Origin of the sequence: Sphingomonas sp., assembly GCF_019635455.1 — a bacterium.
Classification (GTDB): domain Bacteria; phylum Pseudomonadota; class Alphaproteobacteria; order Sphingomonadales; family Sphingomonadaceae; genus Sphingomonas.
Window position 1 is genome coordinate 121,937 of the sequence record NZ_JAHBZJ010000005.1, and the last position, 25,698, is coordinate 147,634.

The window sequence follows — 25,698 nt, forward strand, 5'->3', positions numbered from 1 at the left end:
GCCTTTCCCTTACTCCCTCGTCCTTCTCAACGCCGGGCGCGGCGCTTGAACTGGTCCAGGCTGACGACGTTGCTGGGCGGCTCGATCGCGATGCCCGAATAGAGCGTCGCCATCGGTTCGTCGGCGACCTCATGCGTCGCATCGACACCGAAGCCGTTGAAGGCGGTGCGCATCGCGCAGCCATAGGCGCCCAGCATCCCCACCTCGATATAGTCGCCGGCGCGGATGTCGGCGGGAAGCACGAACGGCCCCGCCATATGGTCCATGTCGTCGCAGGTCGGGCCATAGAAGCTGAATTCGGCCACGTCCTCCGACACCTCGCCGTCACGCAGCAGCGTAACCGGGAAGCGCCAGCCGACATGCGCGGCGTCGAACAGCGCGCCATAGGCACCGTCGTTGATGTACAGTTCATCGCCACGCCGCTTTTCGACGCGCACGATCAGCGAGCTGTATTCCGCGCACAGCGCACGGCCCGGCTCGCACCACAGCTCCGCGCTGTACGAGATCGGCAGGTTTTCGAACGCATTGTGGATCACGCCGAAATACGCGTCGAGCGGGGGCGGCTCCATGCCCGGATAGGTCGAGGGAAAGCCGCCGCCGACATCGACGATGTCCACCGTCACCGACGATGCGACGATCGCTGCGCGAACACGCTCCATCGCCTCGGCATAGGCGGCCGGCGTCATCGCCTGGCTGCCGACATGGAAGCAGATGCCGAGCGCGTCGGCGGCCTGCCGGGTTGCGACGAGCAGTTCGGCCACGTCCTCTGGCTCCGCACCGAATTTCGCGGCAAGGCTGAGCTTCGAATGATCGGACGACACGCGAATCCGCACGCACAGGTTCAGATCCTGCGCGCCCCGGGTGGCGCGGACGATCTTTTCCAGTTCGTCCATCGTGTCGAGGCTGAAGGTGCGCACGCCATGGACGAAATACGCCTCTTCGATCGCTTCCTCGGCCTTGACCGGGTGCATGAAGCAGAGCGTCGCCTTGGGCAGGGTGCGGCGGGCCATCCGCACCTCACCGATCGACGCGACGTCATAATGCGTCACGCCGGCGTCCCACAGGATTTGCAGGAGGGCGGGGGAGGGATTGGCCTTGACGGCATACATCGTCGTCCCCGGAAACTTCTCAACGAAGAATCGGGCTGCTCGCTTGGCGGCGTGCGGACGAACGAGCGTTACCGGCTCGACGGGACGAAGGGCTTTCGCTAGCCCCAGCGCGCTAAGATGCTTGTGCAACTCAAGGGACCTCCAATTGGCTTGCGCCGTACGGTTAATTCACTGCCTTGCGGTGGAAGTCCCATGGGGCAGCGGACGGGTCACATAGGGTTGGAGACCCTCCTTGTAAAGCCTATTGGGGTCGAAACCAGCGAAGCGGGGTGAGATGTGACGATTGTGCGACAGCCCACACGGGCCGGGGTTCGCGACGCAGCAGCAAAGGTGGCGGCGGTGCTGCCGGCGACGCCGCTGTTCGTGGTCGAGGTGCGCGGCGTGCCGGTGATGTTCAAGGCCGAATCGCTCCAGCCGATCGGTGCGTTCAAGATTCGCGGCGCCTGGCACCGGCTCACCGCGCTGAACCCGGAACAGCGGGCGAGCGGCGTCGTCGCCTATTCGTCGGGCAACCATGCGCAGGGCGTGGCCTGGGCGGCGCGGCGGCTGGGCATGCCGGCGGTCATCGTGATGCCGTCCGACGCCCCCGCCCGCAAGCGCGACCAGACGCTGGCGCTGGGGGCCGAAGTGGTGAGTTACGACCGGATGACCGAAAGCCGGGAGAAGATCGCCGCGCACCTGGCCCATGCGCGCGGCGCGGTGCTGGTGCCGCCGTTCGACGATCCGTGGGTGATCGAGGGACAGGGGAGCATCGGCATCGAGGTGCTGACCCAGGTCGCCGAAATGAAGCTGCCGGACCCGACCCATGTCGTGACGCCATGCGGCGGCGGCGGGCTGGCATCGGGCGTGGCGCTTGCGCTGCCCGATGCGCAGATGACGATCGTGGAGCCGGCGGGCTGGGACGATATGTGCCGCAGCCTGGAGGCCGGGTGGATCGAATCGGTCGGCGACAATCCGCCACCCACCGCCTGCGATTCGCTCCAGACGATGCAACCGTCACCGCTGACGTTCGACGTGCTGTCGCGGCGCGGCGCGACCGGGGTGACGGTGAGCGAGGCGGAGGTGCGCGCGGCGCAGCGATGGGCGGCGGCGCAGCTGCGGCTGGTGGTCGAACCTGGCGGCGCGGCGGCGCTGGCGGCGGTGCTGGCGGGCAAGGTCGATCCGGTGCCGGGGATGCTGGTCGTGCTGTCGGGCGGCAATGCCGATCCGGCCGCCTATGCCCGGGCGATCGCTCCCGAGGCGCAGGCCGATCGCCAGCCGGTCGAGGCATGATGCGGATGCCGGGGGCGCTGCCCCGGCCCGGATCGACCTGCCCGTCCTGATCGCGGCCCCACGTGCCGGCGAAGGCCGCCGGCCGACATTTCCACGCGATCGCGCGCAGATGATGGGCGCACACCACGTCGCGGAACGCAAACAGAACGAATCCGACATTGCAACCGTGCGCCGATGCGGCCAGAGCGGTCGCACGGCATGACGAGGCGATGATGGGTTTGACCGCGATCGATATATTGGTGCTGATCGCGATCGGCGGCGCGGCGGTGCTGGGCCTGATGCGCGGGTTCGTCACCGAAGTGCTGTCGCTGATGGCGTGGCTGTTCGTCGTCGTCGCGCTCAAATTCCTGCACACGCCGCTGGCCGCCGCGCTGGCGGAACCGGTCGGCACGGTCCAGGGGGCGGCGGTGCTGGCCTTCGCGCTGATCAGCGGCGTCACCTGGTTCGGTGGCAGGGTCGTCGCCAACGCGATCGGATCGCGCACCCGCACCGGTCTGCTCGGCCCGATCGATCGCGTTCTGGGGCTGGGCTTTGGCGCGGTAAAGGGGCTGATCCTTGCCAGCCTGGCGTTCCTGCTGGTCGCGCTGGTGGTCGATACGGTCGGAGGCGGCCCGGCGCGGCGGCCCGACTGGATGACTCAGTCGCGCACCTACCCATTGCTTAACGCGACCAGCGCGAGCATCGCCGAATTCGTCGATCGGCGACGGCGCGGAGAGCCGGTGTTCGGCAACGACAGCGATGGCGCCGCCCTTGCGAACGAGGCCGCCGACGATACATCCGGCAGATGAACGCGCCGCTCTATACCCCCGAAATCCTGCGCCTGACGACCGCGCCGGGCCTTGATCGCCGGCTTGCGGATGCGATGGCCAGCGTCGAGAAGCGGTCGCCGGTCTGTGGCAGCCGGATCATCATCGACATCGATCTCGACGCGGATGGGCGGATCAGCGATCTGGGCATGCAGGTACGCGCCTGTGCGCTGGGACAGGCTTCGGCGGCGCTGTTCGAGGCGCATGCACGCGGCCGTCACGCGGACGAGATCGCGGCGGCGTCGGATGCAGTCGCGGCGTGGCTGTCGGGTGAGCGGGCGGCGGCGCCCGAGTGGCCGGGCATCGACCTGCTCGCTCCGGCGATCCCGCATCGGGGACGCCATGCCGCGATCCGGCTGCCGTTCGAGGCGGCGGCCGACGCCTGCGCCGCGATCCTCAAGGAGCGCGGGTGATGGAAAGTTCGGCCCATTCGCTGGTCACCGAGGGGGCGCCGCTGCTCGGCTTCGCGCTGCTGTTCGTCCTGATCTTTCGCCGGATGGGGCTGGGCGCGACGCTGGGCTATCTCGTCGCCGGGGCGCTGGTCGGCCCGCAACTGCTGAACCTGGTGGGTGAAGCGGAAAGCAAGATGGGCATCGCCGAATTCGGCATCGCCCTGTTGCTGTTTCTGGTTGGCCTGGAACTCAGTCCGTCGCGGCTGTGGCGGATGAAGCAGGATATCTTCGGCTTTGGCCTGTTGCAGGTCGTGCTGTGCGGCGTCGCGCTGAGCGTGGTGATCGGATATGGCGCGAACTTCTCGCTCGCCGCCGCACTGGCGCTGGGCCTGCCGCTGGCGCTCTCATCGACGGCCCAGGTGTTGCCGATGCTGCAATCGGCGGGACGGCTGCGCACCCCGTTCGGCGAACGTGCGTTCGCGACGCTGTTGTTTCAGGACATCTCGATCGTGCCGCTGATCACGATCATCGCGGTGCTGAGCCGCAATCCGGCGGACGCGTCGGGGCCGCCGGGATGGCTGCTGGCGCTCTACACCGTCGGCGCGATCAGCGGACTGGTGCTGGCCGGCCGCTATGTCCTGCGCCCGCTGTTCAAGCTGATCGGCAATTGGGGCGAGCGTGAGCTGTTCGTCTTTGCCGGGCTGTTCACCGTCGTCGCCAGCGCGGCGCTGATGCAGGCGCTGGGGCTGTCCATCGCACTGGGTGCATTCATCGCCGGCGTGATGCTGGCGGACAGCCCCTATCGCCACGAACTGGAGGCGGATATCGAACCGTTCCGTTCGATCCTGCTCGGCCTGTTCTTCCTCTCTGTCGGCATGATGCTGGACCTGTCGGCGATCGCCGAGCGGCCGGTGTTCGTGCTGTCGATGGCGCTGGCGCTGATCGCGACGAAGACGGCGGTCATCACCGCGCTGGCGATGGCGTTTCGCATGTCGTGGCGGCAGGCGCTGGGGCTGGGGCTGTTGTTGAGCCAGGGCGGCGAATTCGGCTTTGTGCTGTTCGCCCAGGCGCAGGCGGCGCTGCTGATCGCGCCCGAAGCGGTGAGCGTGTTCAGCGCGGTGGTGACGATTTCGATGGCGACCACCCCGTTCCTGATGATGCTGACCCGTCGGTTCCGTACCGAGGCGGCGGAAGCGAAGGGCGAGCGCGACGGCCCCGTTGCCGATGGATCGAGCGCGCTGATCGTCGGCTATGGCCGGTTCGGCCAGACGGTCGGCCAGATGCTGAACGCCCAGGGGATCGCGGTCACGCTGATCGACACCGACATCGAGATGATCGACGTCGCCGGCCAGTTCGGCGCCAAGGTCTATTATGGCGACGGCACCCGGCTGGACCTGTTGCGGCAGGCCGGCGGCGCGGAGGCGGAACTGATCCTGTTCTGCATGGACGGCGACAAGGTCGATTCCGATCTGGTCGAGGCGGTGCATGAGGCATTTCCGAAGGCCGCGATCTTCGTCCGCGCCTATGACCGACGCGCGCTGCTGAAGCTGAAAGGGTCGCCGGCGGCGGGAGTGGTGCGCGAGGTGATGGAATCGGCGGTATTGATGGCGCGCCGGGCGATGGACGCGGTCGGCGTCGATGTCGAGGAGATCGACCGGACCGAGGATCTGTATCGCCGGCGCGACCGCGAACGGCTGCGCATCCAGCATGAGAGCGGCGACCTGCTGGCCGCGCGTGAGACGATCAACGCCGATCCGGAACTGCGCTTTTCGGCCGGACGCGAACGGGCGCGTCCCGATCCGCTCGAGGGCAGGGACGCGCCGGGGACCGGGGGCGAGCCGGATCACAGGGGAGAGTGCGGATGAACTGGCTGATGATGCTGGCCGCGCTGTCGGGCGCGATTGCGGTGGGCGCGGGCGCGTTCGGCGCGCATGGCGCGAGCGGCGAGGCGGCGGCGTGGCTGAAGACCGGCGGCGAGTATCAGCTGATCCATGCGGTTGCGGCGCTGGTGGCCGTACAGATCGGCGCGAAGGGGGCGGGATGGCTGTTCGTCGCGGGCGCGGCGATATTTGCCGGGACGCTGTACCTGATGGCGCTCGGCGCGCCGCGCTGGCTGGGCGCGATCACGCCGATCGGCGGAACCGCGCTGATCGCGGGATGGCTGTGGCTGGCATGGGTGGCGCTGCGCGGAGGATAGGATGCCGCGCGATCGGTGGGGCATCGCCGCAGCGTCGCGGTGCGTCGTTGCGCATGGCCCGGCTTCCGGCGGTTGCTTCGCCCGTCCGCCCCGCCACTGCCGGAAATAGAAGGCCGGCATGCGCACGCGGCTGAGCGTCTGTCGTCGCAAGCGGCGCTTCGCGGACCGGAGCGCGGCGATCGCCGCCGCAGCGGCGGCGGACGTCCCGCTACGCCCCTATCGCTGCGACCGGTGCCTCCGCTTTCACCTTACCGGCAGGATGAAGGGCAAGGGGTGGCTTCTCCTCCCCTCGCCCCGCGACTGATCGGCGCGCCGCTGCGTGGGGGACGCCCCACGCCCGACCTGGGCCGGGCCGGCGCATTCGACCTACTTCCCGTCGAGGATCCGCGTGACCGCGCCAACCGTGACCGGGTGGTAGCCCGGCTTCGCCTTCGCGAAGATGCGCCGCGCGATCGGTTCGCCCCAGTCGCCCTGCGCCTTCAGCCCGGCATAGAGCGGGCGGACCAGCAGGTTGCGGCCGACGCGGGTGAGATATTCCTCGAGCGCCGGAATGATCGGATCATAGCGGTTGGCGATCGCCAGATCGAACCAGGCCGACTGGATATAGGCGTTTTTCGAGCGGGTAAGGCCCAGCGCGTCATCCAGTTCGCGAAGCCGCGCGGCGCTCTGTTTGCGGGGCAGATTGTCGAGGAAGCGTTTCCACTGCTGCGTTTGCCATCCGCGTGTGTCGATCGCGCTGGCGGGGCCGCCGGCGTTGAAACGGGTGAGGTCGGCATCGACCTTGGCCAGCGTTTTCGACCGGACATGCACGGCGTTGTCGGGGATGCCGGGCTGATACACCCAGCGGTCGAGCTGAAGCCTGGCCTCCAGCGCCTTGTTACCGCGGATCAGGTGACGGCGCAGATCGGCGAGGAAGCCCGCGCTGGTCTGCGGCTGAAAGGCGTGGCGGTCGAAATAATTGCGCAGATACGCGTCCCAGCGCTTGCGCCCGACCGCGGTTTCGATGGTGCGCAGAAAGATGCTGCCCTTGCTGTAGTCGAGGCTGCCGGCACCGTCGCCGGGATCGCCATGCAGCCGGGTCGAGGGCGCGGTGGCGCCGCCCGCTTCCTTCACGTCGCGGACCATCCCTTCATAATCCAGATCGGCGTAGATGGCGGCGCGCTCCTTGCCATACAGCGCCTCCATGATCCGGTTTTCGAAATAGGTGGTGAACCCCTCGTTCAGCCAGCTGTCCGACCAGGTGGCGTTGGTGACGAGGTTGCCCGACCAGCTATGCGCCAGTTCGTGGGCGACGACATCGGTGTTGGAGCGATCGCCGGTGATGATCGTCGGGGTGAAGAAGGTGAGATTGGGGTTCTCCATCCCGCCGAACGGGAAACTGGGCGGCAGGACGAGCATGTCGTAGCGGCCCCAGCGATAGGGACCGTACAGCGCCTGCGCCGCGTCGATCATCCGCTCGACATCGCCGAATTCGGCGACCGCGGCATCGACCATGGCCGGTTCGGCCCAGACGCCGGAGCGCGGGCCGGTCGGCTTGAACGCGAGATCGCCGACCGCCAGCGCGATCAGATAGGGCGGGACGGGATGCTCCATGCGGAAGCGGAAGCGGCGGCGCCCGTCCGGCAGCGTCTGCCCGTTCGCGCCGTCGAGCATCTGTGCGCTCATCACCGCAGTGAAGCCGGCGGGGACGGTGATCGTCGCCGACCAGGTCTGGCGGATGCCGGGGCTGTCCTGGGTCGGAATCCAGCTGCGATTGTTGATCGCCTGTCCCTGGCTGAACAGAAAGGGCAGTTTCTTCCCCAGCGTCTGTTCGGGGGTAAGCCATTGCAGCGCGCGTGCGCCGGGTTTCGAGCGATAGGCGATGCGGACCCGCTTGGCGCCTTCAAGCCTGATCGTCATGGCGCGGCCGAGCTGATCGTCCGCCGCACCGAAGCTGTAGGGAAGGGCGGTGCCGCGATCGTCGGTGACGCTGGCGATATCGAGGTCGAGCGTGTCGAGCACGATCTCGTCCGCCCCCTTTGCGGTGAGGATGTCGAGGGTCGCGACGCCGCCGATGGTTCGGCTGTCGAAATCGACGGAAAGGTCGAGATCGACATGGGTCACGCGCGCTTCGGCCGGGCGGGCGCGGGTCCACACATCCTTCGCTTCGGGTGCGGTGAGGATCGGGGCAACCTGCTGGGCGGCGGCGAGGGCAGGGGCGGAGGCGGCGAGCAACAGCGCCGCGAGGGGGAGAATACGCATGATGCGAGGCTATCGCCCGCCACGCGGGAGAGCAACCGCAGGCCGGCAGATTGGGAAACCGAAATGATGAAACTTGCGCGCGCTCACGCGTTGATCGGGTGAAAGGAGAGCAGGCGATGAACATCGATACCAACGCCACGGCGCAGGGCGCCAATCCGCTGATCGCGTCCGACCGGGTGGAGGGAACTACGGTCTATGGCCGCGATGGCGAGAAGCTGGGCCGCGTCGAGCGGTTCATGGTGAACAAGATTTCGGGGCAGGCCGAATATGCGGTGATGTCCTTTGGCGGGCTGCTGGGAATCGGAAGCCGTCATTTCCCGGTGCCGTGGAAGGCGCTGGACTATGAGGAGGACAAGGGCGGCTATGTCGTCGGATTGACGCCCGAGACACTGGAACGCGCGCCGCATTACGACGCGGAGGGCGCGGAGCCGGTCTATGACCGCGTCTATACCCAGCATGTCTTCGCCTTTTACGGCCTGCCCTATCTCTAGGAGCGGTCGCCGGGCGCGGGGGGAGACCGCCAGCGCCCGGTTTCCATCCAGCGCAGCAGCGGCCTGAGCGGCGCGATCCAGATGATGCCGGTAACGATGTAGAACACCAGCTGCACCAGGATCGGCCAGCCGCCGACGACCGGCGACAGGCTGGCGATCGCAACGCACCAGATGACGATCAGCGCGACGATCGCGAACGCGCCGGCCGGTTTGCGCCACGACGGCGTCATGCCGACACCTCACCCCAGAGATCGGATTCGGTGATCACGCCATGAAGCGGCACGTCCCACGAATCGGTGGCGAGGCGATCGACCTGTTGCACCGACCAGGCGATGCCGATCCGCCACGCGTCGGGCAGGCGGGCGAAAACGCGATCATAGTGGCCGGCGCCCTGACCCAGCCGGTTCAGTTCGGCGTCGAACGCCAGCAACGGCGTGAGGACGATATCGGGATCGTACTCGCCGGCATCGGGCAAGGGCTGGCGCAGGCCGAGCGGGCCGTCCGCGAGCGGCTGGCCCGGCTCCCACCGAAAGAAGCGCACCTGCGAGTCGCGGCTTTCCACATGAGGAAGCACGATCGTGACACCGCGTTCATGCGCGGCAAAGGCGACCCCGCTGGGATCCGCCTCGCTCCCCACCGGGATGTAGCTGGACAGGATGACGCCGGGAGCGAGCCGGGCGAGCAGCGCCGGCGGCGGCTCGATGGCGCCGCCGATCGTCATCGCGAATTCGTCGCGCAGCGAGCGCATCCGGGCGCGCAGGGTCCGTTTGTCGTCGGTCATTTGCATTGAAGCCTCGCCCGCGGCGAGGTGGCGGTGCCTGCCCGCTCCCCCACCCGGCCACCCATGGGATACTGGCACCGGGTGGCGGGGTAGGGGAGCGGGCAGGCACCGCGCAGCTTCGCTGCACAATCAAGCAAGTGGCGGAACCACCATGGGCCGTTTGCGGTGATATCCACTGACGCCCAAAACGTCAGGTGGGGACCATGTGCGTCGGACCAGGGTCCGGGCAGGGACAGCCCCCGTGGATGATGAATAGCCTCAGGGATGATCGTTCGCTCGTACCGGGCAGAACCGCCGCGACCGACTTATGCATTCGCGTCGCAATCCTCAAGTGCCGCCGCGACCGCTTCCAGCCGGTCGGCAAGATTGTCGATCAGCACCGGCGATACCCCGCCGGGGGGATTGCGTTCCGCCTCGTCCAGCAGATCGGCGAGAATGAGCGCGAGGAACAGCATCGTCCGCTCACCGCTCAGCCCGCCCGAGGCGCGGATCGCGGTTTCCGAATGGCGATCGAGCACCCGTCCCAGCCGTTCGAGATGCATCTCCTCCCCGTCGCGGCACGCGATGCTGTGCGGCTTGCCCGCGACGGTCAGCGTCACCTGTCCCATCAGTCGGGAGTCTCCCGCGTCATCAGCGCATCGAGCGCGCCGATCGCATCCTCGACCTTTTCGCGCAGCGTGGCGTGACGGCGCCGCAGCGCATCGGCGTCGAACGCGCGCTTTGCCGCCGCCGCCTCGATCCGCGCGAGCGCGGCGTCGATCCGTTCCAGCGCGGCGGGGGAAGCATCGGACATGCGTTCGGGATAGGCACGCTTTATGGCACCCGCAACCCCCGGCGGTTGACCTTCGCGCCCGCCCGCCCCATTGGCACGCCACATTCGATTCGCCGGGCCGTGGCGAGATGCGCGACCCGGAACAGGGGGGCCGCCGTGACCGTTTCATTCGCCGACCGCGCCAACGCGATCCGTGCGCTTTCCATGGATGCGGTGGAGGCCGCCAATTCGGGTCACCCCGGCATGCCGATGGGCATGGCCGATGTCGCGACCGTGCTGTTCAGCGACTATCTGAAATATGATCCCGCCGATCCGGCATGGCCCGATCGCGACCGGTTCGTGCTGTCGGCCGGCCATGGGTCGATGCTGATCTATTCGTTGTTGCACCTGACCGGCTATGCCCGGCCGACGATCGACGACATCAAGGCGTTTCGCCAGGTCGGCAGCCCGTGCGCCGGCCACCCGGAGAATTTCGAACTGCCGGGCGTCGAATGCACCACCGGCCCGCTGGGCCAGGGGCTGGCGATGGCGGTCGGCATGGCGATTGCCGAGCGCCACCTGAACGCGGTGCATGGCGACGATCTGGTCGATCACCGCACCTGGGTGATCGCCGGCGACGGGTGCCTGATGGAGGGCATCAACCATGAAGCGATCGGACTGGCCGGCCATCTGAAGCTCGGCCGGATGATCGTGCTGTGGGACGACAATGACATCACGATCGACGGCAAGGTATCGCTGTCGTCGAGTGAGGATGTGCCGGCGCGCTATGCCGCCACCGGATGGCATGTCGTGGAATGCGACGGGCATGACGAGGCAAGCATTCGCGCGGCGTTCGACGCGGCGATCGCCGACGACCGCCCCTCGCTGGTCCGCTGCCGCACGGTGATCGGCAAGGGCGCGCCGAACAAGGGCGGTACGAGCAAGGTCCACGGATCGCCGCTGGGCGCCGACGAAGTAGCCGCCGCGCGCGCGGCGCTGGGCTGGAACCACCCGCCCTTCATGGTGCCGGACGACATTCGCGCGGCATGGCTGGAAGCGGGCAGGCGCGGCGCGCAGCCGCATGCGCAGTGGCAGCAGCGGCTGGCCGCATCGGACAAGGCGCAGGGCTTTGCCGCCTCGGGCGCGCCCTGCGACCCGGCCGTGCTCGACGGCTATATCGCCGACCTGCTGGCCAATCCGGTAAAGGTGGCGACGCGCAAGGCGTCCGAAATGGCGCTGGAGGTCATCAACGCGGCGGTTCCCGCGACGATCGGCGGATCGGCGGACCTGACCGGGTCGAACAACACCCTGACCAAGGGGATGGGCGCGCTGAATGCCCAGGATTATGCCGGGCGCTACGTCTATTACGGCATCCGCGAATTCGGGATGGCCGCGGCGATGAACGGGATGGCGTTGCACGGCGGGGTGATCCCCTATGGCGGCACCTTCCTGGTGTTCAGCGATTATTGCCGTGGCGCGATCCGCCTGTCGGCGTTGCAGAATGCGCGCGTCGTCTATGTGATGACGCACGACAGTATCGGCCTGGGCGAGGACGGGCCGACGCACCAGCCGATCGAGCATCTGCAAAGCCTGCGCATGATCCCTAATCTGGACGTGTACCGGCCCTGCGACACGGTGGAGACGGCGGAGGCGTGGGCGCTGGCGCTGGCGCGGACCGACGGCCCGTCGCTGCTGGCGCTGAGCCGCCAGAACCTGCCGCAGCTGCGTACCGAGGCGGGAATGATGAGCGCGCGCGGCGGCTATCGCCTGCGCACGGCGGGCGCGGCGCGCAAGGTGGTGCTGATCGCGACCGGATCGGAAGTCGAGATCGCGGTCGGCGTGCGCGATCGGCTGGAGGCGCAGGGGATCGGCGCGGATGTCGTGTCGATGAACTGCACCGCGCGCTTCGATGCGCAGGAGGCCGCCTATCGCGATGACATCCTGCCGCCCGACGCCGATGTGCTGCGCGTATCGATCGAGGCAGGGACGACATTTGGTTGGGAGCGCTACACGATGGTGCAGGGGATGCGGTTCGGCATCGACCGGTTCGGCGCATCCGGCCCCGCCGAGGATGTCTATGCGAAGTTCGGCCTGACCCCGGACGCGATCGCCACGAAGATTCAGGAACGGCTCAAGGCTTAGGAGACACAGATGACGAAGGTTGCGATCAACGGATTCGGGCGCATCGGGCGGCTGGTGGCGCGCGCCATCCTGGAACGTCCCGACAGCGGTCTGGAACTGGTGACGATCAACGACCTGGCCGATGCCAAGTCGAATGCCTGGCTGTTCAGCCGTGACAGCGTGCATGGCAAATATCCCGGCACCGTGTCGGCGGACGGCGACGACATCGTCATCGACGGCAAGCGCATCAAGGTGACCAAGGAGCGCGATCCCGCCAACCTGCCGCATGCGGCAAATGGCGTCGATATCGTGCTGGAATGCACCGGATTTTTCACCGATCGCGAGAGCGCGCAGAAGCATCTCGACGCCGGCGCGAAGAAGGTGCTGATCTCTGCCCCGGCCAAGGGCGTCGATCTGACCGTCGTCTATGGCGTCAACCACGACAAGCTGGAGGCGGGCCACACGATCGTTTCCAATGCCAGCTGCACCACCAACTGCCTGGCGCCGGTTGCCAAGGTGCTGAACGATGCGATCGGGATCGAGCGCGGGCTGATGACCACCGTCCACGCCTATACCAACGATCAGAAGATTCTCGACCAGATCCATCCCGACCTGCGCCGCGCGCGCGCCGCGGCGATGAGCATGATCCCGACCACCACCGGCGCGGCGCGCGCGGTGGGCGAAGTGCTGCCCGAACTGAAGGGCAAGCTGGACGGATCGGCGATCCGCGTGCCGACGCCGGACGGCAGCCTGATCGACCTGACCTTCACGCCGAAGCGCGACACCACGAAGGAAGAGGTCAATGCACTGCTGAAAGCGGCGGCGGAGGGGCCGATGAAGGGCGTGCTCGACTATTCGGACGAGCCGCTGGTTTCGATCGACATCGTCCACACGCCGGTGTCATCCACGGTCGACAGCCTGGAAACGGCGGTGATGGACGGCAAGCTGGTGCGCGTGGTCAGCTGGTACGACAATGAATGGGGCTTCTCCAACCGCATGGTCGATACCGCCAGCACGATGGCAAGGCTGGGCTGATCGATGGGCCGGATCGCCGGCATTGCCCGCCACCCGTTTCCCAAGGCGCCGATGGAAACCATCGAACACGCCCGGGTGACGCTGGAAGGCGGGATTGCCGGCGATTATCGCGGTGCGATGAAGGGGCGGCCCTATAAGCGTCAGGTCTCGCTGATCGAGGCCGGTGACTGGGACGCGGCGATGGCGCTGGTCGGCCATTCGATCGGATGGGAACAGCGCCGCGCCAATCTGCTGGTCGAGGGCATGGACCTGCCGCAGACGGTGGGAACGCGGCTGCGGATCGGGGCCGATGTGGTGCTGGAAGTGCGCTGCGAGACCGACCCATGCGCGCGGATGGAGGCGCTGGCCGAAGGGCTGCGCGCGGCGCTGACGCCGGACTGGCGCGGCGGAGTTTGTACGATGGTGGTCGCTGCGGGCGAGATCGCGCTGGGCGACGAGATCAGGATCGAGGACGCATGAGCCGGGCTTTCAAGACTCTTGACGATATGGGCGACGTTTCGGGCAAGCGCGTGCTGGTCCGCGAGGATCTGAACGTGCCGATGGCCGATGGTGCGGTCACCGACGATACCCGGCTGCGCGCCGCAGTGCCGACGGTCGGCGAACTGGCGGACCGGGGCGCGATCGTGCTCGTCCTCGCGCATTTCGGACGGCCCAAGGGACAGCCCGATCCGGCGATGAGCCTGGCGCTGGTGACCAAGCCCTTTTCCCAGGTGCTGGGCCGGCCGGTGCGCTATATCGACTGGGAAGGGGATGCCGAGGCGGTCGCGACGCTTCAGCCGGGCGACATCGCACTGCTGGAGAATACCCGGTTTTTTGGCGGCGAAGAGCGGAATGACGCGGGGGTGGTCGCGCGCTTTGCCGAGCTTGGCGACCTCTATGTCAACGACGCCTTTTCGGCGGCGCATCGCGCCCATGCCTCGACCGCGGGACTGGCGCGCGCGCTCCCGGCCTTTGCCGGGCGGCAGATGGAGGCGGAGCTGGACGCGCTGGACAAGGCGCTGGGCCAGCCCGAGCATCCGGTCGCGGCGGTGGTCGGCGGCGCCAAGGTCTCGACCAAGCTGGACGTGCTCAAACATCTGGTCGGGCGGGTCGATCACCTGATCATCGGCGGCGGCATGGCGAACACCTTTCTCGCCGCGCGCGGGGTGGATGTCGGCAAGTCGCTGTGCGAGCACGACCTGGTCGGCACCGCCAACGCCATCTTCGACGCGGCGGATGCGGCGGGCTGCACGATCCATCTGCCCTATGACGTGGTGGTGGCGAAGGAATTCGCGGCCAACCCGCCATCCTTGCGTACCTGCAACGTCCATGAGGTCGCCGCCGACGAGATGATCCTCGACATCGGCCCGGCGGCGAGCGAGGCGCTGGCGGACGTGCTGAAGACGTGCCGGACGCTGGTGTGGAACGGGCCGCTGGGCGCGTTCGAGACCAAGCCGTTCGATACCGCGACAATGGCGCTCGCGCACACCGTGGCGGCGCTGACCAAGGAAGGATCGCTGGTATCCGTGGCGGGCGGAGGCGATACCGTCGCTGCGCTCAACCAGGCGGGTGTGGCCGGCGACATGACGTTCGTTTCGACGGCGGGCGGCGCCTTTCTGGAATGGATGGAGGGCAAGGAGCTGCCCGGCGTCGCCGCGCTGACGCATTAGGCGTGTTGCCAATGTAATACAGTTCGACTAACATTTGCCGCGGATCGGGGGGCAGATGATGATGTCGCAAAAGTGGACCGGGCGCGTTGCGGGCCTGTTATATCTGATCGTCGTGATCACTGGGATCGTCAGCCTGGCCTATGTGCCGTCGCGGCTGATGGTGCGCAACGACACCGCCGCCTCGATCGCCAACATCCTGGCCAACGAGCAGCTGTTTCGGATCGGCATCGCCGCCGGGCTGATCTGTTACACCGCGTTCCTGTTGCTGCCGTTGGTGCTGCATCGGTTGTTGGCACCGGCCGGTCGCGCGGCGGCAGCGGCAATGGTGGCGCTGGCGCTCGCGAGCGTGCCGCTCTCGCTATGGAACATGCATGCGCGGCTCGACCTGTTGTCGTTGCTCAAGCGACCCGAATATGGCCTGTCCGGGGGGCAATTGCAGATGCAGGCCCGGATGCTGCTGGATTCGTACAGCAACGGCATCTTGATCGTCGAACTGTTCTGGGGCTTGTGGCTGCTCCCGCTGGGATATCTGATGATCCGGTCGCGGGCGATTCCACGCGTGCTGGGCGCGTTCCTGATGCTGGGTTGCGCGGGCTATCTGGTCGATGTGTTCGCGACACTGCTGGTTCCGGGCTTCGATGCGATGTCCTTTGCTCCCTATGTCACCACGCCGGCGGCGATCGGAGAGATCGGCACCTGCCTGTGGCTGCTGGTGATGGGCGCGCGAAACGTGGACGGCAAATCGACCAGCGAGTGACCTGTCCATCGTTGTCAGACTTTGCAGGCGCGGGTCGCGCTGCGATAGCGGCGCCAGCATCGCAAAGGGGATCGCATGAACACCGCCGAAATGACCGCCAAGATCGCCGCCGGAAACGGCTTCATCGCCGCGCTGGACCAGTCCGGCGGTTCGACGCCAAAGGCGTTGAAGGGCTATGGCGTCGAAGAGGGGGCATGGTCGAGCGAGGAGGAGATGTTCGGCCTGATCCATGACATGCGCAGCCGGATTATCACCTCGCCCTGCTTCACCGGCGAAAAGGTGATCGGCGCGATCCTGTTCGAACGGACGATGGATGGCACCGTCGATGGCGAACCGACCCCGGCGGCGCTGATCGCGCGCGGCGTCGTCCCGTTCATCAAGATCGACAAGGGGCTGGAGGATGAGGCCGACGGCGTCCAGCTGATGAAGCCGATGCCCCAGCTCGACGCGCTGCTGATCCGTGCCAAGGCGCTTGGCGTGTTCGGCACCAAGGAACGCTCGGTCATCAACCTCGCGAATGCGGCGGGAATCGCGGCGGTGGTGAAGCAGCAGTTCGAGCTCGGCCGGCAGGTGCTGGCGCACGGCATGATGCCGATCATCGAGCCGGAGGTGAACATCAAGTCGCCCGAACGCGCTGAGGCGGATGCGATCCTGCGCGACGAAATCCTGAAGGAACTGGATGCGCTTCCCGATGGGCAGCAGGTGATGCTGAAACTGTCGATCCCCGCCCGGGCCGGGCTGTTCGAGCCACTGGTCGATCATCCCAAGGTGCTGCGCGTCGTCGCGTTGTCGGGCGGGTTCAAGCGGCCGGAAGCGTGCGCGGAGCTGGCAAGGAATCGCGGCATGATCGCGAGCTTCAGCCGGGCGCTGCTCGAAGATCTGCGCCACGGGATGAGCGACGACGCGTTCGACGCGTCGCTGGGCGGCGCGATCGACGAGATTCACGCCGCGTCGGTGGCTGGCGCCCCGATCGACGCCTGACGCGACGCTGCGGCCGGCGCGGGCCTCGTTCGGGGGCCGCGCCCGCCGCCTGCGCTCGGCGTGTCAGGGGCGCGGGGCAAAGCTGAAATGAACGCGATAGGCGGGGGACGGGATCTCGCCGTCCTGGGTAGTCCGTCCCGGCGTCGCCGAATCGAGGCGGATCGGACCGAAATCGGTCTGCGCGACCTCACCCAGCGTGAAATTCCGCTCCAGCCGGTCATAGCCGCCGGCGATCGCCGCGCGCACGACCAGGCGCCCGGCCCAGATGCAGCGGGCGTTGATCGGGCAGCGGCTATCCTCGACGATGGCGAGCGGGGTGATGGTGAGGCCGCCGAGCCGCTGCGGCTGGTCGAGCGCGACCGGACCGGTCGATGCGGTCGGGGTCATCATGCAACCGGCAAGCAGCATCGGGACGGCGCACAGGGCGGGGCGGGCAAAGGCGTTCATGCGATCCCTGATGGCACAAAGCGCCTTGCCTCGCGATGAATTCGATCGTTAGGGCAGGGGGATGGACGATGACGACCTGCCCCCGATCGGCCCCGAATTCGCCGCCCGGTTCGTGCGCGACGACCGGCGGCCGCCCTGCCAACTCTACCTGATCTCCCCGCGCGACGTCGCCGGCGGATTTCCCGACCGGCTGGCACGCGCGCTGGACGCCGGCCCGGTCGCGGCGTTCCAGTTTCGCGTGAAGGATATCGATCAGCATGCGGCCGCGCGGCTGGCGGAGCCGTTGCAGCGCATCTGCGCCGATCGCGACGTGGCCTTCATCGTCAATGACAGCGTCGCCCTGGCGAAGCGGCTGGGTGCGGATGGCGTTCATCTGGGCCAGTCCGATGGCGACCCGCGTGAGGCGCGGACGATCCTGGGTCCGGGGGTGCAGATCGGCATGACCTGTCACGACAGCCGGCATCTGGCGATGGAGGCGGGAGAGGCGGGCGCGGATTATGTCGCGTTCGGCGCCTTTTATCCCACGACGACCAAGGAAACGTCGCACCGCCCGGATCCCGCAATCCTGTCCTGGTGGGCGACATTGTTCGAGCTGCCCTCGGTCGCGATCGGGGGGATCACCCCGGACAATGCCGGCATGCTGGCGGCGGCGGGCGCAGATTTCGTCGCGGTCAGCGGCGCGGTGTGGAATGGCGAGGAGGGCGATGCGGTACGCCGCTTCGCGCAGGTTCTGGGCATCGTTTGACGCAACAAACCGCGCGGCCGGATCGTTCTACCTCCGCAAGGACATCAGGAGAGCGAACAGGTGCGTCGAGTGTTTACCGCAATGTTTCTGGGATCGGCGCTGGCGCTGGGCGCATCGGGCGCGGCCGGGCAAAATGGCAGCGCGACGTCGCAGAGCGCCAAGCCGGTGCTGAGCCGCGACATCCTGCATGTCCAGGTGATCCTCGACCATCTGGGATTCGGGCCGGGCGTCCTCGACGGGCGTGAGGGGCAGTCGCTGACCGCCGCGCTGCGCGGGTTCCAGATTTCGCGACAATTGCCGGTCACCGGCAAGATCGACCAGCGCACGCTGGTCGAACTGCACAAGCACCGCGAGATTCGTCCCACCCGGATCATCCGCCTGACCCCCGACATGCTGTCGGGCGATTTCGTCCGGCCGTTCCCGACCGATCCGGCGGCGCAGGCGAAGCTCAAGACGATGGGCTATCGCTCCGCGCTCGAAAAGCTGGCGGAGATGTTCCACACTACGCCCGAGGTGCTGATCGAACTGAACAGCCCCGATACCCGGCTTGCCCCCGGCGTGCCGGTTCAGTTCCCCAACGCGGTGCCGGCGTCGCGCGATTATCCCGCCGACTGGAAACCGGAATGGCGCAAGACGCTCGCCGATCTGAACATCGATGCGAACCAGCCAAAGGCGGGGCGCATCGTCGTCGACAAGTCCGACAAGGTGCTGCGCGTATTCGACAGGGCGGGCAAGCTCGCCGCGCTGTTCAGCGTGACCACCGGCAGCACTCACGATCCACTGCCGATCGGCAGCTGGAAGGTGACGGGGATCGCGCAAAATCCAGAATTTCACTATAATCCCAAACTGTTCTGGGACGTTTCGGACAAGAAACCTGAAGCGCTGCTACCCCCCGGCCCCAACAATCCGGTCGGCGTGGTGTGGATCGATTTGAGCAAGGAACATTACGGCATCCACGGCACGCCCGAGCCGCAGACGATCGGCCGGACCGAGAGCCATGGCTGCGTCCGCCTGACCAACTGGGATGCGGCGCGCGTGGCGATGATGGTCGAGCCGGGGACGCAGGTGATCTTTCAGCCATGAGCGTGCTGCGTGTCACCATCTGGACGCTGATCGGCGTGCTGATCGCGGCGATGGCGTTTCTGGCCGCGACGATCCGCGTGGTCGAGCCGGGCCGGGCGGTCGCCGGAAACGCGACACGGCAGGACGGCGCGCGCGCGCCTCTTGTGGAGCGCGCGCTCGCCACCACCCCGCGTCCGCAGGCCGATCCGGGGCCTGCCCTGACGATGCCGGTCGTCGGCGCGGACATCACCAGGTTGCGCAGCAACTGGGGCGATGCGCGCGGCGGCGGCACCCGCGTGCATCAGGGGTTCGACATCATGGCGCCCGGCGGGACCCAGGTGGTCGCCGCCGCCGACGGCACGGTCGAAAAGCTCTATTATTCGAACGGCGGCGGCGGCATCACGCTGTACGAGCGGTCGGACGACGGGCGCTGGATGTATTATTACGCGCATCTGGGCGGTTATGCGCCCGGGGTGGAGCAGGGACGGCGCGTGCGCGCGGGCGACCCGATCGCCTATGTCGGCGACACCGGCAATGCGGGACCCGGCAATTACCACCTGCATTTCGGGATCGCGACGATGGCGCCCGGCGAACGCTGGTGGCAGGGAACGCCGATCGACCCCTATCCGCTGCTTGCGGCGGGGCGGCAGGGCCGCTAAGGGCCGCTCCCTGTTCTTTCTCAGCATTGATAGGCACGTCCCATGAAGATCAGCGGCGTGGACATTCGTCCCGGCAACATCATCGAATATGAAAACGGCATCTGGCGCGCGGTGAAGATCCAGCACACCCAGCCGGGCAAGGGCGGCGCCTATATGCAGGTTGAGATGAAGAACCTGCGCGACGGCCGCAAGACGAACGTGCGCTTCCGTTCGGCCGAGACGGTGGAGCGCGTGCGGCTCGATACCAAGGATTTCCAGTTCCTCTATGCCGAGGGCGATGGCCTCGTGTTCATGGACAAGGATACGTATGACCAGGTGACGCTGCCGCGCGACCTGCTGGGCGATGCCGCCGCATTTTTGCAGGACGGCATGGACGTGGTCATGGAACTGTACGAAGAGGAAGCGATCAGCGTCCAGTTGCCGGACACGATCGAGGCGGAGATCGTCGAGGCCGACGCGGTGGTGAAGGGGCAGACCGCCTCGTCCAGCTACAAGCCCGCGATCCTCGACAATGGCGTGCGCATCATGGTGCCGCCGCACATCGCGGCCGGTACGCGCATCGTCGTGGATGTGTACGAACAGACGTACGTGCGGCGCGCGGACTGAACGGCACCATGGTTTCCCATTCCGGCCTGATCACCGTCATGGAGCGTGCCGCGCGCAAGGCGGGGCCGCGGCTGCGGCGCGACTTTAACGAGGTTCAGCACTTGCAGGTCAGCCGCAAGGGGCCGGCCGATTTCGTGTCGATGGCCGACAAGCGGGCCGAGGACACGCTGATCGAGGAACTGCGCAAGGCGCGGCCCGACTGGGGCTTCCTGGTCGAGGAGCGCGGTCAGATCGCGGGCGATCCGGACAAGCCGCGCTGGATCATCGATCCGCTGGACGGCACCACCAACTTCCTGCACGGCATCCCGCATTTTTCGATGTCGATCGCGGTCGAGGATCCGCGCGGAAGCCAGGGCAAGCCCGAGATTACCCATGGCTATATCTATCAGCCGATCACCGATGAGAGCTTCTGGGCCGAAAAGGGGCGCGGCGCCTGGTTGCAGGACCAGCGGCTGCGCGTGTCGGCGCGCAAGGACCTTGCCGATGCGCTGATCGCCACCGGCATTCCGTTTCTGGGCCATGGCAATTTCGCCGAGTGGAGCCGCATCTTTGGCGCGGTGGCACCGGAAGTCGCCGGCATTCGCCGCTTCGGATCGGCCGCGCTCGATCTCGCATGGGTCGCGGCGGGGCGGTATGACGGGTTCTGGGAGAGCGATCTTCAGCCCTGGGACGTGGCGGCGGGAATCCTGATCGTCAAGGAAGCGGGCGGCTTCGTCACCGATTATCGCGGGGCCGAGGCGTCGATCCACAAGGGACAGGTGCTCGCCGCGAACGACGCGCTGCATTCCAAGCTGCACAAGGCGGTCGCGAGCGCGCTGCGCAACGCGTGATCGATCCGCCCATCGAGCCGTTCAGTATCTCGGCACATCGTCGCCGATCGGCGGGGACATGATCGGCTTGTCCCCGAAATATCTGGCGACGATCCGATCGCGCCTGTCGAGCGACGCGCCCTCCGGATCGATGTCCTCGGGATAGATGAGGGTCGCGTTGAAGCGGCCATATCTGATGAGATATTCGATCTCCGCCCTTTGCCTGTTCCCGTCTTGCGTCGCCCACAGGCCCAGCGAAGCCCGGCTCAGTCGCTTGAGATCCGGCGCTTTGTAAGGAATGTGGGTTTCCGGACCCTTGAGCATCGCCCTGCCGCGCCGCGCCTGCGCGCGTGTGCGTCGAGTTGCAACGCACCGCTCCAATTGTTCGATACGACAAGAACATTTGAGGAACATGTTTCAAGGCGTCAATCGCCGTTCGCAGGAAGCGCGGCCGTAATTGCGAGTGATTCTCACCGGTTTCCGCCCTTGTCGGGCAATTCCCATCGGCCTAGAGAGACCCCGAGATTCCGCAACCGCGAGAGGCCGTCTTGGTCGATCTGATCGAATATCTGCCAATCCTGCTGTTCCTGGGGGTGGCGCTGGCGCTGTCGGGCGCATTCGTGTTCCTGCCGATGCTGGTGGCGCGCCTGACCGGCACGCATCAGCCCTATCCGGAAAAGCTGACCGAATATGAGTGCGGCTTTCCCGCGTTCGAGGATTCGCGCAGCCAGTTCGACGTGCGATTCTACCTTGTCGCGATCCTCTTCATCATCTTCGACCTTGAAGCGGCGTTTCTCTATCCCTGGGCGGTGACGGTGTTCGATCTGGGCTGGGCGGCCTGGGTGAGCATGATGATCTTCATCGCCGAACTCGCGCTTGGCCTCGCCTATGCGTGGAAGGTGGGGGCGCTGGATTGGGAATGAGCATTGTGAACACATCTTCCAACATCGTGATGCCCGGCCATGACGGCGCGGTGGTCCAGCCGAATCAGGCGTTTTTCGACGATCTGAACGGCGAACTGACCGACAAGGGTTTCCTCGTCACATCGACCGAGGAGTTGTTCCAGTGGGCGCGCACCGGCAGCCTGTGGTGGATGACCTTTGGCCTGGCCTGCTGTGCGGTCGAGATGATCCATGTGAACATGCCGCGCTACGACATGGAACGGTTCGGCGCCGCGCCGCGCGCCTCGCCGCGCCAGAGCGACGTGATGATCGTGGCCGGCACGCTGTGCAACAAGATGGCACCCGCGCTGCGCCGCGTGTACGATCAGATGTCGAACCCCAAATATGTGATTTCGATGGGGTCGTGCGCGAATGGCGGCGGCTATTATCATTATAGCTACAGCGTCGTGCGCGGGTGCGACCGGATCGTGCCGGTGGATATCTACGTCCCCGGCTGCCCCCCGACTGCCGAGGCGCTGCTCTATGGCGTGATGCAGCTCCAGCGGAAGATCCGCCGGATCGGGACGGTGACGCGGTGAGGGCTCCTGCACCCCGCTACGCCGCGAATGACGGCGTGATCGCGGCGGCGCAAGCGGCGCTGGGCGACATGCTGGTCGCGGCGAGCGACCTGGTCGGCGAGGTCAATCTGACCGTTGCGCGCGACCGGCTGGTCGCGGCGATGACCGCGCTGCGCGATCATCCGATGCTGCAATATCAGGCGCTGATGGAGATCGCCGGCGTCGATTACCCCGCCCGTGCGGAGCGGTTCGACGTCTGCTACATGCTGCTCAGCTACACCCGCAACCACCGTATCCGCGTGCGCGTGACCACCGACGAGGTGCAGCCGGTGCCGTCGATCACCTCGATCTGGCCGGTCGCCGGCTGGCTCGAGCGTGAGGTATACGACATGTATGGCGTGCTGTTCGACGGCAATGAGGACCTGCGCCGCATCCTGACCGATTACGGGTTTCGCGGGCATCCGCAGCGCAAGGATTTCCCGCTGACCGGCTATGTCGAACTGCGCTATTCGGAGAGCGCGAAGCGGGTGGTGTACGAGCCGGTGCAGCTGGCGCAGGATTTTCGCAATTTCGATTTCATGAGCCCGTGGGAAGGCGCGCAATATGTGCTGCCGGGCGACGAAAAGGCGCCTGCGCCTCCGCCCGCGGCACCCGCGCCGCCGCCCGCTGCGCCGGCAAAGGCCGAGCCGAAGCCCGCGGTGCCGGAGGCGAAGGGCGCGCCGACGCCCGCTACCGCCGATCAGGTGGCAAAGGCGGATGCCGCTGCCAAGCCGGTCAAGGCGCGGGTGCGCAAGCCCAAGACCACGGACAGCACGGCGGAAAGCGGCGCGGGCAAGCCCGGCCCGGACGCAGGCCCGGCACCGGCCAAGAAGCCGCGCAAGGCGCCCGCCAGGCCGCGCGCGAAGAAGGGTGACGCGTAATGCGGACTGCGATTTCCTGTTTCCGTCACCCCGGCCCCCGCGCCGGGGTCCCGCTTCTTCTCTCCGCGCGCAGCGGGACCCCGGATCAAGTCCGGGGCGACGACGTGTGGGAGGCTGCGAATGGCTGACTATCTCGACGAAATCGAAGGCCGCACCGATGCCGCCGATCCGACCGTCGGCGATATCGAGATCGCCAACTACACGATCAACTTCGGCCCGCAGCACCCGGCGGCGCACGGCGTGTTGCGCCTCGTCACCGAACTGGACGGCGAGATTATCGAGCGGATCGACCCGCATGTCGGCCTGCTCCACCGCGGCACCGAAAAGCTGATCGAGTACAAGACCTATACCCAGGCGCTCCCGTACATGGATCGCCTCGACTATTGCTCGCCGCTGGCGATGGAGCACAGCTTCGTGCTGGCGGTGGAAAAGCTGCTCGATCTCGAAGTGCCGGTGCGCGCGCAATATCTGCGCGTGTTCTTCGCCGAGCTGACGCGCATCTGTAACCACATGCTCAACCTCGGCAGCCATGTGATGGACGTCGGTGCGATGACGCCGAACCTGTGGATGTTCGAAATCCGCGAGGATTGTTTGAACTTCTTCGAGCGCATGTCCGGCGCGCGGATGCACCACAATTATCTGCGGCCCGGCGGCGTGCATCAGGACGTGCCGCTGAAGCTGCTGGCGGATATCGCCGACTGGCTCGACACGCGGCTGCCGCGCCTGTTCGGCGACGCGATCAGCCTGGTGGCGGAAAACCGCATCTTCAAGCAGCGCAATGTCGATATCGCGATCGTCAATCGCGACGATGCGATCAAATGGGGCTTTTCCGGCCCGATGATCCGCGCGGCGGGCATTCCGTGGGACCTGCGCAAGTCACAGCCCTATGATGTCTACGACCGCATGGACTTCGAAATCCCGGTCGGTACGCGCGGTGACTGCTATGACCGGTTCATGGTCCGCGTCGAGGAAGTGTACCAGTCCGCGCGCATCATGAAACAGTGCCTGAACGAGATGCCGGACGGGCCGATCGCGTCGCTGGATCGCAAGGTCGTCCCGCCCAAGCGCGGCGAGATGAAGCAGTCGATGGAAGCGCTGATCCATCACTTCAAACTGTATACCGAGGGCTTCCACGTCCCCGCCGGCGAGGTCTATGTCGCGACCGAAAGCCCCAAGGGCGAGTTCGGCATCTACATGGTCAGCGACGGGTCGAACAAACCCTATCGCTGCAAGATCCGCCCGACCGCGTTCAGCCACTTGCAGGCGATGGACTTCATGTCGCGCGGCCACATGCTGGCGGACATCACCGCGATCCTTGGCGCGATGGATATCGTGTTCGGGGAGTGTGACCGGTGAGGTTGCCGTCTGCGAAACTCGTAATCGCTGTAGCAGTTGGCGCGACGGCTATGGCCTATCGTGCCTATGACATCGCACCGGACTCCACGCTCATACAGGTAGAGATGGCGGGATGGGTCATGACCGGGGCTAGCGTCGCGGTGGTGGGCATTTTTTGGGAGCTTGTTCGCAAGCTAATGCAAAAGAACGGGCTGCACGCTCATGGCTGACGCAAAAGCAATCGAAGATACCCCCGAACTCCGCGCACGCTGGGGCGGTTTTGCGTGGAATGCGGAGAACGCCAGGAAGGCCACGACCATCCGCGCGCGTTACCCTGAGGGGCGGCAGATGAGCTGCACGATTCCCTATCTCGATCTGGCGCAGCGTCAGGTCGGGGCGGAGACGGATACGCAGGGCTGGCTGCCGATCCCGGTGATCGAGTTCGTCGCGCGTGAGCTGGACCTGGCGGTGATCCGCGTGCTGGAGGTCGCGACCTTCTACACGATGTTCAACCTGCATCCGGTCGGCAAATATCATGTGCAGGTGTGCGGCACGACGCCGTGCTGGCTGCGCGGCAGCGACGATGTGTTCGCGGCGTGCAAGAACCGGGGCATGGCCAAGGGCAAGACCACGCCCGACGGGCTGTTCACGCTGACCGAGGTCGAGTGCATGGGCAATTGCGCGTCGGCACCGATGGTCCAGATCAACGACGATAATTACGAAGACCTCGACTACGACCGCACCGCCGCGATCCTCGACGCGCTGGCCAAGGGCGAGCAGCCCAAGACCGGCACGCAGGAACCGGGGCGCCACACGGTCGAGCCGGTGGGCGGGCCGACGACGTTGACGGCGATGGTCTCCGAAAATCACGATTACAGGAGCGAGTGGTGAGCAAGAACACGATCGTCACGATCCTTGCCGTCATCGGCGGGCTGGTCGTCCTGGGATGGGTGCTGAAGCTCGCGGTGAAGCTGTTCATCCCGCTGCTGCTGATCGGCGTGGGTGTGGCCGTTTACCTGGCGGTGAAGGACAACAAGCGCATCGGAGGGCCGAAGTGAACGCGATTCTCGCGA

Annotated in this window: 32 protein-coding genes; 24 read left to right on the plus strand and 8 right to left on the minus strand. The window is 66.7% G+C overall.

Annotation, left to right across the window (positions count from 1 at the left end; translation table 11 throughout):
- Window positions 1-26: 26 nt before the first annotated feature.
- Entirely contained in the window at window positions 27-1,238 is a 1,212-nt protein-coding gene (locus KF783_RS08415) for a type III PLP-dependent enzyme (protein WP_294078192.1), read from the minus strand.
- A gap of 147 nt (window positions 1,239-1,385) precedes the next feature.
- On the opposite strand from KF783_RS08415, the gene KF783_RS08420 reads away from it, so the two are divergent.
- The 6 genes from KF783_RS08420 (at window position 1,386) to KF783_RS08445 (ending at window position 6,080) form a co-directional block, all read left to right on the plus strand.
- A complete protein-coding gene (locus KF783_RS08420; RefSeq protein WP_294078193.1) occupies window positions 1,386-2,381 on the plus strand; it encodes a threonine/serine dehydratase in 996 nt (331 codons plus the stop codon).
- Window positions 2,382-2,593: 212 nt separating this feature from the next.
- Complete coding sequence (locus KF783_RS08425; protein ID WP_294078356.1) at window positions 2,594-3,169, plus strand: CvpA family protein; 576 nt, start codon at window positions 2,594-2,596, stop codon at window positions 3,167-3,169.
- Window positions 3,166-3,600: an iron-sulfur cluster assembly scaffold protein gene (locus KF783_RS08430; protein WP_294078195.1), complete on the plus strand. Its 435-nt coding sequence runs from the start codon at window positions 3,166-3,168 to the stop codon at window positions 3,598-3,600. Before KF783_RS08425 ends, KF783_RS08430 begins: the two co-directional genes overlap by 4 nt.
- The gene (locus KF783_RS08435) at window positions 3,600-5,444 is read left to right on the plus strand and encodes a cation:proton antiporter (RefSeq protein WP_294078197.1); all 1,845 of its coding nucleotides are present in this window, start codon (window positions 3,600-3,602) and stop codon (window positions 5,442-5,444) included. Before KF783_RS08430 ends, KF783_RS08435 begins: the two co-directional genes overlap by 1 nt.
- Entirely contained in the window at window positions 5,441-5,776 is a 336-nt protein-coding gene (locus KF783_RS08440; RefSeq protein WP_294078199.1) for a DUF423 domain-containing protein, read from the plus strand. Before KF783_RS08435 ends, KF783_RS08440 begins: the two co-directional genes overlap by 4 nt.
- Before the next feature lie 118 nt (window positions 5,777-5,894).
- Window positions 5,895-6,080 carry a hypothetical protein gene (locus tag KF783_RS08445; RefSeq protein ID WP_294078201.1) on the plus strand — a complete coding sequence of 62 codons (186 nt, stop codon included), beginning with the start codon at window positions 5,895-5,897 and terminating at the stop codon, window positions 6,078-6,080.
- A gap of 62 nt (window positions 6,081-6,142) precedes the next feature.
- On the opposite strand, the gene KF783_RS08450 is transcribed toward KF783_RS08445, so the two are convergent.
- Window positions 6,143-8,017, minus strand: coding sequence for a M1 family metallopeptidase (locus KF783_RS08450; RefSeq protein WP_294078202.1), 1,875 nt, complete (start codon window positions 8,015-8,017; stop codon window positions 6,143-6,145).
- A 116-nt stretch (window positions 8,018-8,133) separates the two neighbouring features.
- Here KF783_RS08450 and KF783_RS08455 point away from each other — a divergent pair, with 116 nt between their 5' ends.
- Complete coding sequence (locus KF783_RS08455) at window positions 8,134-8,508, plus strand: PRC-barrel domain-containing protein (protein ID WP_294078205.1); 375 nt, start codon at window positions 8,134-8,136, stop codon at window positions 8,506-8,508.
- Here KF783_RS08455 and KF783_RS08460 read toward each other — a convergent pair.
- The 4 genes from KF783_RS08460 to KF783_RS08475 form a co-directional block, all read right to left on the minus strand.
- Complete coding sequence (locus KF783_RS08460; RefSeq protein ID WP_294078207.1) at window positions 8,505-8,738, minus strand: DUF2842 domain-containing protein; 234 nt, start codon at window positions 8,736-8,738, stop codon at window positions 8,505-8,507. The two genes, KF783_RS08455 and KF783_RS08460, sit on opposite strands and share 4 nt — an antisense overlap.
- Complete coding sequence (locus tag KF783_RS08465) at window positions 8,735-9,289, minus strand: 5-formyltetrahydrofolate cyclo-ligase (protein WP_294078209.1); 555 nt, start codon at window positions 9,287-9,289, stop codon at window positions 8,735-8,737. The genes KF783_RS08460 and KF783_RS08465 overlap by 4 nt, the downstream gene beginning before the upstream one ends.
- Window positions 9,290-9,594: 305 nt before the next feature.
- Window positions 9,595-9,897 carry a cell division protein ZapA gene (gene zapA / locus KF783_RS08470; RefSeq protein WP_294078211.1) on the minus strand — a complete coding sequence of 101 codons (303 nt, stop codon included), beginning with the start codon at window positions 9,895-9,897 and terminating at the stop codon, window positions 9,595-9,597.
- Window positions 9,897-10,082, minus strand: coding sequence for a hypothetical protein (locus KF783_RS08475; protein ID WP_294078212.1), 186 nt, complete (start codon window positions 10,080-10,082; stop codon window positions 9,897-9,899). Before KF783_RS08475 ends, zapA begins: the two co-directional genes overlap by 1 nt.
- Before the next feature lie 135 nt (window positions 10,083-10,217).
- On the opposite strand from KF783_RS08475, the gene tkt reads away from it, so the two are divergent.
- The 6 genes from tkt to KF783_RS08505 all read left to right on the plus strand — a co-directional run bounded on the left by tkt (window position 10,218) and on the right by KF783_RS08505 (window position 16,583).
- Window positions 10,218-12,182 (plus strand): transketolase, encoded by a 1,965-nt coding sequence (gene tkt / locus KF783_RS08480; protein ID WP_294078214.1) that lies wholly within the window; start codon window positions 10,218-10,220, stop codon window positions 12,180-12,182.
- A 9-nt stretch (window positions 12,183-12,191) separates the two neighbouring features.
- Window positions 12,192-13,196 carry a type I glyceraldehyde-3-phosphate dehydrogenase gene (gap, locus tag KF783_RS08485; RefSeq protein WP_294078216.1) on the plus strand — a complete coding sequence of 335 codons (1,005 nt, stop codon included), beginning with the start codon at window positions 12,192-12,194 and terminating at the stop codon, window positions 13,194-13,196.
- Window positions 13,197-13,199: 3 nt separating this feature from the next.
- The gene (locus KF783_RS08490) at window positions 13,200-13,655 is read left to right on the plus strand and encodes an MOSC domain-containing protein (protein ID WP_294078217.1); all 456 of its coding nucleotides are present in this window, start codon (window positions 13,200-13,202) and stop codon (window positions 13,653-13,655) included.
- Complete coding sequence (locus tag KF783_RS08495; RefSeq protein ID WP_294078219.1) at window positions 13,652-14,845, plus strand: phosphoglycerate kinase; 1,194 nt, start codon at window positions 13,652-13,654, stop codon at window positions 14,843-14,845. Before KF783_RS08490 ends, KF783_RS08495 begins: the two co-directional genes overlap by 4 nt.
- Before the next feature lie 58 nt (window positions 14,846-14,903).
- Complete coding sequence (locus tag KF783_RS08500) at window positions 14,904-15,602, plus strand: DUF4386 domain-containing protein (RefSeq protein WP_294078221.1); 699 nt, start codon at window positions 14,904-14,906, stop codon at window positions 15,600-15,602.
- A gap of 75 nt (window positions 15,603-15,677) precedes the next feature.
- On the plus strand, window positions 15,678-16,583 hold the full coding sequence (locus tag KF783_RS08505) for a fructose bisphosphate aldolase (protein ID WP_294078223.1): 906 nt from the start codon (window positions 15,678-15,680) through the stop codon (window positions 16,581-16,583).
- 63 nt (window positions 16,584-16,646) lie between these two features.
- Here the strand turns inward: KF783_RS08505 and KF783_RS08510 are convergent, their stop codons facing one another.
- Window positions 16,647-17,030: a hypothetical protein gene (locus KF783_RS08510; protein ID WP_294078225.1), complete on the minus strand. Its 384-nt coding sequence runs from the start codon at window positions 17,028-17,030 to the stop codon at window positions 16,647-16,649.
- A gap of 61 nt (window positions 17,031-17,091) precedes the next feature.
- On the opposite strand from KF783_RS08510, the gene thiE reads away from it, so the two are divergent.
- The 5 genes from thiE to KF783_RS08535 all read left to right on the plus strand — a co-directional run bounded on the left by thiE (window position 17,092) and on the right by KF783_RS08535 (window position 20,932).
- Window positions 17,092-17,775 (plus strand): thiamine phosphate synthase, encoded by a 684-nt coding sequence (thiE, locus tag KF783_RS08515; RefSeq protein WP_294078227.1) that lies wholly within the window; start codon window positions 17,092-17,094, stop codon window positions 17,773-17,775.
- A 69-nt stretch (window positions 17,776-17,844) separates the two neighbouring features.
- Window positions 17,845-18,858, plus strand: a complete 1,014-nt coding sequence (locus tag KF783_RS08520; protein ID WP_294078228.1) for a L,D-transpeptidase family protein — start codon at window positions 17,845-17,847, stop codon at window positions 18,856-18,858.
- Window positions 18,855-19,496, plus strand: coding sequence for a M23 family metallopeptidase (locus KF783_RS08525; protein ID WP_294078230.1), 642 nt, complete (start codon window positions 18,855-18,857; stop codon window positions 19,494-19,496). The genes KF783_RS08520 and KF783_RS08525 overlap by 4 nt, the downstream gene beginning before the upstream one ends.
- A 42-nt stretch (window positions 19,497-19,538) precedes the next feature.
- Window positions 19,539-20,102 (plus strand): elongation factor P, encoded by a 564-nt coding sequence (efp, locus tag KF783_RS08530; RefSeq protein ID WP_294078232.1) that lies wholly within the window; start codon window positions 19,539-19,541, stop codon window positions 20,100-20,102.
- An 8-nt stretch (window positions 20,103-20,110) separates the two neighbouring features.
- Window positions 20,111-20,932, plus strand: coding sequence for an inositol monophosphatase family protein (locus KF783_RS08535; RefSeq protein WP_294078233.1), 822 nt, complete (start codon window positions 20,111-20,113; stop codon window positions 20,930-20,932).
- A 21-nt stretch (window positions 20,933-20,953) separates the two neighbouring features.
- On the opposite strand, the gene KF783_RS08540 is transcribed toward KF783_RS08535, so the two are convergent.
- A complete protein-coding gene (locus KF783_RS08540; RefSeq protein WP_294078235.1) occupies window positions 20,954-21,235 on the minus strand; it encodes a hypothetical protein in 282 nt (93 codons plus the stop codon).
- Between the two features lie 224 nt (window positions 21,236-21,459).
- Here KF783_RS08540 and ndhC point away from each other — a divergent pair, with 224 nt between their 5' ends.
- The 6 genes from ndhC to KF783_RS08570 all read left to right on the plus strand — a co-directional run bounded on the left by ndhC (window position 21,460) and on the right by KF783_RS08570 (window position 25,683).
- Window positions 21,460-21,834, plus strand: coding sequence for an NADH-quinone oxidoreductase subunit A (gene ndhC, locus KF783_RS08545; RefSeq protein ID WP_294078237.1), 375 nt, complete (start codon window positions 21,460-21,462; stop codon window positions 21,832-21,834).
- Window positions 21,831-22,391: an NADH-quinone oxidoreductase subunit B gene (locus tag KF783_RS08550; RefSeq protein ID WP_294078238.1), complete on the plus strand. Its 561-nt coding sequence runs from the start codon at window positions 21,831-21,833 to the stop codon at window positions 22,389-22,391. Before ndhC ends, KF783_RS08550 begins: the two co-directional genes overlap by 4 nt.
- Window positions 22,388-23,290, plus strand: a complete 903-nt coding sequence (locus KF783_RS08555) for an NADH-quinone oxidoreductase subunit C (protein WP_294078240.1) — start codon at window positions 22,388-22,390, stop codon at window positions 23,288-23,290. Before KF783_RS08550 ends, KF783_RS08555 begins: the two co-directional genes overlap by 4 nt.
- 120 nt (window positions 23,291-23,410) lie before the next feature.
- Complete coding sequence (locus KF783_RS08560; protein WP_294078242.1) at window positions 23,411-24,646, plus strand: NADH-quinone oxidoreductase subunit D; 1,236 nt, start codon at window positions 23,411-23,413, stop codon at window positions 24,644-24,646.
- Between the two features lie 201 nt (window positions 24,647-24,847).
- Window positions 24,848-25,516 carry an NAD(P)H-dependent oxidoreductase subunit E gene (locus KF783_RS08565; protein ID WP_294078244.1) on the plus strand — a complete coding sequence of 223 codons (669 nt, stop codon included), beginning with the start codon at window positions 24,848-24,850 and terminating at the stop codon, window positions 25,514-25,516.
- A complete protein-coding gene (locus KF783_RS08570) occupies window positions 25,513-25,683 on the plus strand; it encodes a hypothetical protein (protein ID WP_294078246.1) in 171 nt (56 codons plus the stop codon). Before KF783_RS08565 ends, KF783_RS08570 begins: the two co-directional genes overlap by 4 nt.
- Window positions 25,684-25,698 lie beyond the last annotated feature (15 nt).